The sequence below is a fragment of the Fodinibius sp. genome (genome assembly GCF_041642155.1).
In the GTDB taxonomy this organism is placed as follows: domain Bacteria; phylum Bacteroidota; class Rhodothermia; order Balneolales; family Balneolaceae; genus Fodinibius.
Window position 1 is genome coordinate 1 of sequence record NZ_JBEPWZ010000242.1, and the last position, 4823, is coordinate 4823.

Genomic DNA, 4823 nt, shown 5'->3' on the forward strand with positions numbered 1-4823 from the left:
TGCTCAAGGGCTTCTCGATAGGCTTGGGACAATTCTTTTTTTGCTAATTGTCCATGAACGGAATGGACGGGCACCGGTATTTCTTCGACCTCATCATACTCAAAAAAAGGCTTTCTCTGCTGTTTCCTCAGGCTGCACAGGGCATGATTTCGTGCCATTTTTAACAGGTAGCCTTTTACACGCGGATGATCCGGATTAATTTTCTCACGTTCCTCCCATATTTTTATATACACCTCTTGCACCCAATCCTCCAGTTCGGCCTTATCAGAGGTATAATAAGAAAGTAAAGAAGATACAGCCCGAACATGCGTATCAAACAGGTGTTCAAATTGTTTTTTCGTGAGCATTGCTAACTACTATCCCCTTCCCTAACATTGTAGTTCTAATTCAGATAACCCCTTAATTCCTTTTCGCATAACCCAGTTTCATCCTTAACAGTGCAAGCCTAAACTAAACAAGTGCTACATGACGAAGTATCACGAATCCTGAGTTTTAGCATTAGCCAAATTGTTAAAAAAATCCGATTCATTATTCGGAAGTTCCCACAATAGTTTTTGATGCAAGCCCGTAAAGTATAGCTCTTAGCCTACAATTTTTTTTCAGAATTTCCTGTTTAAAACCCGATAACGGATTAAAAAGGTTGTTTGACCGGAAATGTCCGAAACTTTCCCTTCAATTATAAATAATACAAAAAAGTGTTCGTTTCAACTATAGAATCGTTACAAGTCAGAAATACGTCATTGAATTGATACGACCGGAAAGCCCGCTAAAAAATGTATTATCATCAGGGACCCGATCCCCAGGTCAACATGACAACTGACCGTTGCGAGCTGACTTTACGATAGTCTGCCCGTATCTCATATTATCTAACGATGAACACTATTTATCAAAACAAGGGCACTACTCCCTTCCAAACCCGCCGCCGCCCGGTGTTTTCAGGATAAATTGATCGCCTTCATCAAGTGATCGGCCATCCACCGGTTCCAGCTTTTCGCGCCGCCCGCCTTTAAAGACCACCCATTGTTCGCCCGGCTTTCCGTCCTTTCCGCCCTGCAAGCCATACGGTCCTGCTGTTCGGTGCTGGGTTAATACGGTAAGTTCCACCGGCTGCAGAAAGGTAAACTGACGAAATATGCCGTTTCCTCCCTTCCATTTACCCTCTCCGCCGGATCCTTTTCGGATGCTATAGCGGTCCAGCCGAACCGGATACCGCTGCTCCAGAATTTCGGGGTCGGTTCCCCGCGTATTGGTCATGTGCTGGTGTACCGCATCGGTCCCGTGGAAAGAGGGTCCCGCCCCGGTGCCCCCTCCCACGGTTTCATAATACCCGAAGCAATCGTTCCCGAACAGCACGTTATTCATGGTCCCCTGGCTGCAGGCCACGCGCTCAAACGGTTTCAGCAGGGTGTCGACCAGCCGCTGGCTGACCTCCACATTCCCGCCGACCACGGCGGGACATTCGGCGGGATCGCGGTCAAAATCCGGATTGAGCAGGCAGGCTGGCAAATGCAGCTGCACCGGCTTGAGGATCCCCTCGTTCAGGGGGATCGGCTCGTCAATCAGCAGCCGAAGCATATACATGACCACACTGTTAACGATCGCCGGGGTGGCATTCAAATTATGGGGATGCACTTCGCCGGTGCCCGAAAAATCCAGCTCAATTTCATCCTCCCGGACTCGGAGTGCTGCCTTGAGCGGGGTCCCGTCGTCCAGCGATTCTTCACTTCCATAGCGGCCGGGCGGTATTTTGTTGATCGTCTCCAACATTTTGGATTCGGCGTGATCACGCAGGGCATTCATGTGATGATGTACTGTTTCAAAACCGTGCCTGCGGCACAACTGCCGCAAGCCTTCCGCCCCGCGGTGGTTAGCCGCCACAGCGGCCTGCAGGTCCGCCATATTTTCCTCCACATTCCGGGTGGGATAGGTTGCTTCCAGCAAGTGGTTTCTGATGTTATCCCACCGCTGCTCCCCCTTCCTAATCAAGTACATGGGGGGAATGACCACGCCCTCTTCCTCGAGACTGGTTGCCGCCGGGGGCATAGATCCGGGCGCGGTCCCCCCGATCTCCGCATGATGAGCCCTGCTGGCGGCATACCCGATCAGCTTATCCTCCCGGGTATATACCGGGGTGACCAGGGTAACGTCCGGCAGGTGCGAGCCGCCATAACCCGGGTGATTCGTGATAACGACATCTCCCGCTTCCATCACAATACTCTCACTCAGGCGCCTGACACACAATCCCAATGCTCCCAGGTGCACTGGAATATGAGGCGCGTTGACGACCAGCTCCCCTTCTGCATTCAAGAGGGCGCAGGAAAAATCCATCCGGTCTTTTACATTGACGGAAAGGGCGGTCCGCTGAAGCATCTCTCCCATCTCTACAGTGATGGAGGTAAACCGGTTGGTAAACAATTCCAGCCTGACCACTTCCGAGGAGGAAGTATGGTCTTCCGTTTGGGTACCCTCCTGGTCTTGACATGCCATTTTCAGCGCGCCGGTACCGGCGACTTCCACCTCCCACTGCGGCTCCACCACCACCGTACTGTGGGGATCAAGAATTAATGCGGGACCCGCAAGGCTGCTCCCCGGCTTTAATGCGGACCGGAGGAAGACAGGAGTCCGACGGCTGGTCCCTCCAAACCCGATTTTTTTATGAAATTCCGGCTCCGGTCTATGGATAGCGATATCCAAGGCCCTCTTTTCAGTATCAACCGGTCTCGTTGAAGCCACAACCCGCATGCTCTCCACCTCGATGGTACGATTTGGGACCCAGTGACCATACCGCTCCCTGTAGGCTTCTCTAAAAGCTTCTTCAAGATCCAACCCTTTTTCAAAAGCGATCTCCAGCGAGGTTTGCTGTCCCGCCAACCGCATGGATACCATGCGCCGGCGTAAGATAATATCATCCTCGGCGATGCCGGATGCTTGCAGTTTTCGGGAGGCCTTTTCGGCCATTCTCCGCCCCCTGTCCGCCAGCTGTCCCCCTACCTCCTCCAGCGGCTTCAGGACCTGTGACTCTTCAAATTCTTCTATCTGTGCGCTTCCTAACCCGTCGGCACTCAACAAGCCTGCATCTTCCGGGATCAATACGCTTTGGATGCCCAGTCGCCGCGCAATCGCGCACGCATGCTGTCCCCCGGCCCCGCCAAAAGCAACCATGGCGTATTCACGGACGTCGTACCCTTTGCGGACCGAGATCTTGCGGATGGCATCGGCCATGCGCTCGTTGGCAATCCTTAAAAAACCGGACAGAACTTCCCGTTTCGTAACGGACGCTTCCCCGGCGGCATTCACTTCTGAAACGAGCTCTTCCAGCTGCTGTTCGGCCGATTCCCGATCCACCGGAATATGAAAATTTTGAGGATCCAGCCGTCCCAGCAGCAAATTCACATCCGTCAGGGTCAGCGGTCCCCCCGCCCCGTAACAAGCCGGGCCCGGCCGGGCGCCCGCACTTTGGGGACCCACGCAAAGCTTATATCCATCGAAATGGCAGACAGAGCCTCCCCCGGCGGCTACGGTTTCAATATTCAGGGCCGGAGCCACAAGCTGTGCATCCCCGACCGTATGTTCAAAGACATACTCAAAATCGGATTCATAGCGGGCCACATCCGTGCTGGTCCCTCCCATATCAAAGGATATTACCTTTTTAAACCCCGAGGCTTTTCCCGCGGCAGCCGCTCCCACAACGCCCGCCGCCGGACCGCTCAACAGGCTGTCCTTCGGAGCGTAGTCCTCCTTGAGGGTGAGTCCCCCGGCACTGGTCATCACATACATCTTCCGGTCCGGAATCACCGACTGCACATCATCGAGGTATTGCCGGATAATGGGAGCCAGGTAAGCGTTTACCACGGTCGTCTCGGCCCGGGGAAGAATCTTTATAAAGGGACTGAGTTCCGAGGAAACGGAGACGTTGCTAAACCCTTTCCGCAGCAGCCATTCCTTCAGCAGCTGTTCGTGGGCATCATTTGCATAGCTGTGCATCAGCGCCACCGCTACCGACCTTGTCCCGCGTTCCAGCAGCTCTTCCACGTGGGGCTTCAGCGTAGCAGTCTCCAGCGGCTCCAGTACCGTACCCCCGGAATCCAGTCGCTCGTCAACCTCTACAACTCTGTCGTAAACGGGTCTTCGTTTTACTATATTCAGTGCAAAAAGATCAGGACGCTGCTGGTTGCCGATCTCCAGCAGGTCTGCAAATCCGCGCGTCACCAACAGAGCGGTGGAGGCTCCCGTTTGCTCCAGTAACGCATTGGTAGCCTTGGTTGTGGCCAGGCGAAACTGCAGGGGCGGCAGCTGCTGCGGGCGGGAGGTACGGGTCACCATCCGCGCTGCCAACGCCGGGGCTTCCTCGTCCGACTGTACCTCAAAAGAAGGGAAGTTTTCGGGTATGTTAAGGGGACGATCGAGCGTAAGGATAGAATGCCCGCTCTTGAAGCCCGTTACTTTCGCAACCCCCTCATCACTCCCCCGTTCCAGGAGTCTGAATTGAAATCCCCTGATAAAATCATCGGGCACCTCCCAGTCCTGTTCAATCTTAAGCGTGGCAGCAGGTCCGGTCGAACCGGAAGTAGCCACTTTGCCCCGCAGGGAACTGCTGGATAAAACTTTCACCTTTTTGCGATCTCCTTCGGGGTCGACAGCGATGCAGTCCGTAAAGGTGCCGCCGGTGTCAATCCAAATTTGCCAGCTTTTATCTTTGGGGCTTTTCATCAATAAGACAAATATTTTTTATGTTAATATCATTATAAACTTATGATATTAAATTAATATGATATTTATAACATATTAATTTAAATAAATTCCTCTTAGGAGTCCGCAGAAAG

General features: G+C 53.1%; 2 protein-coding genes. Both read right to left on the minus strand.

Annotated features, from left to right (window positions below; genetic code table 11):
* Positions 1-347: RNA polymerase sigma factor (locus tag ACESLU_RS11900; RefSeq protein ID WP_372638867.1), on the minus strand; the 347-nt coding region annotated here is incomplete at its 3' end.
* Positions 348-900: 553 nt separating this feature from the next.
* Positions 901-4710, minus strand: coding sequence for a hydantoinase B/oxoprolinase family protein (locus tag ACESLU_RS11905; protein WP_372638868.1), 3810 nt, complete (start codon positions 4708-4710; stop codon positions 901-903).
* Between the last annotated feature and the right edge of the window lie 113 nt (positions 4711-4823).

Coding starts and splice junctions, on each gene's coding strand:
- ACESLU_RS11905 (WP_372638868.1), bottom strand. CDS start 4,710: ATGAAAAGCCCCAAAGATAAAAGCTGGCAAATTTGGATTGACACCGGC.